This is a genomic window from Pseudomonas edaphica, assembly GCF_005863185.1.
Classification (GTDB): Bacteria; Pseudomonadota; Gammaproteobacteria; order Pseudomonadales; family Pseudomonadaceae; genus Aquipseudomonas; species Aquipseudomonas edaphica.
In genome coordinates, this window is sequence record NZ_VBVZ01000895.1 from 1 (window position 1) to 1782 (window position 1782).

2 protein-coding genes are annotated in these 1782 nt (G+C 58.0%); both read left to right on the forward strand.

The annotated features are described in order from the left end of the window. Positions 1–455: 455 nt before the first annotated feature. Positions 456–1037, forward strand: a complete 582-nt coding sequence (locus tag FEM54_RS31840) for a YjfI family protein (protein ID WP_032865490.1) — start codon at positions 456–458, stop codon at positions 1035–1037. 17 nt (positions 1038–1054) lie between these two features. Then, positions 1055–1753, forward strand: a complete 699-nt coding sequence (locus FEM54_RS31845) for a PspA/IM30 family protein (protein ID WP_017136010.1) — start codon at positions 1055–1057, stop codon at positions 1751–1753. Positions 1754–1782: the final 29 nt, after the last annotated feature.

Sequence of the window (1782 nt, forward strand, 5' to 3'; positions counted from 1 at the left end):
TTACTGAACTTAGCACGGAGTTTTGGCTGATTCGCAACGCCTTCACAACAATTCACAACGCCAAGGTGATTTCGGAACATTTATGCAGTAAGGCCGGTGCCCGAAAAAAAGCCCGGTGGGCACGGTGCGCTTGCGCTAGAGCGTGGCGAGGCAAGTGTGGGCGCGCCAACAACGGCATTTAACCGTTCATCAGATTGGAACAATCGAGCCTCAGCCTTGAGCGATGGGCGCTGCTGGGTGGTGCGGGAAAAAGTGAGACAAAAAATCTCACGCGTGAGCTATTGAGCATTGCAAAAATTGCCTGTAGATTTTCTCACGCGTGAGATTTTCACAACGAGGCCAGTACCATGAAAAGCAGCTCTCCATCGAGCCCGCCCGCAGAGCCCGATACCGATTCAGCAAGCCGCAAGGGAGAGCGCTTGAAACCGCCGGTTAAAAAGCCGTCGAGCTTTTACATGAAGCAGATGCGCGCGGGGCTGGCGGCCGCCGGTTATGTGAAACACGAGACTTGGGTGCTTCCCGAAAACCGAAGCCTGCTCAAGCAAATGGAGAAACAGCTTCGCCAACCGATTCTGGCTGGCTCATTCATGTCGGAGAATTTCATGAGCGCAGGTACCAACTGGAACATCGACCGCCTCTTCAGCGCGCTGCAAGCCCTGGACGAAGTGGTCGCCAAAGACATTACGCTTTCTCTGGTTCAAGGTTCCGAGTCCAGCATCAAACTGGAAATGAACGACTTCGGGGGCTTGCCGATTTACATCGCGGTGGTGGGCGAGCAGATCATCGTCGATACCGTGCTGGTCGACGTCGAGTCCATCAACGACGTAACCGCCTTCAATGACGCCGTGCTGCGCAGCCGGGAGATGTTCCCGTTGTCGTCGATCGGCATCGAGTCCATGCCGAACGGGCAGGTTGTTTACAACATGTTTGGTGCGCTGAGTTCCGACTCCAGCCTGACCAACATCGTGACCGAGGTGAAAACCCTGGTCGATAACGTGCAGCGCGCCAGCGAAGCCTTCGAACGTTTCTTCAATTAAGTATTCGGGAGTATCCAATGACTCAGTCCATCTGGAGCAAATTGTTCACCGCGCTGCGTGGCGGTGCCAGCGAAGTCGGCGAATCGATCGTCGACCAACAGGCCCTGCGCATCCTTGATCAAGAAATTCGCGACGCCGACACAGCATTGGCCAACGCCAAGCGTGAGCTGGTGAGCATCATGGCCAAGCACAAGCTGGCAGCGGACCGCGTAGGCGAGTACGACGCCAAGATCAAAGACCTGGAATCCAAGGCGATGGCCGCTATCCAGGCCAACCGTGAAGACCTGGCCCTGGAAGTGGCCGAAGCCATTTCGACCCTGACCAACGAGCGCGACGCCGAGCAAAAGCAGACCGCCGAGTTCGGTGGCTACGCCGACAGCATGCGCAAGGACATCACCAAGGCCGAAAGCCGGATCAAAAGCCTGCGCCAGCAAGTGGACATGGCCAAGGCCCGCGAAAGCGTGCAAAAGGCCCAGGTCAGCGCGTCCGTCGCCAGCGGCGGCGCCAACGGCAAGCTGGAAACCGCCGTCGGTACACTCAACCGCCTGCAAGCCAAACAGCAGCAACGCGCCGCTGAACTGCAAGCCCAGGACGAACTGGCCGAGGCATCGACCGGTACCGACCTGGAACGCAAACTGCGCGAAGCCGGCATCACCCCGGACACCGGCAGCGCTAATGCGATTCTGGAGCGTCTGAAGCAAAAGTCGGCCGAGTAGCGCTTCCACTGCCCGACCCGTGGCGAGGG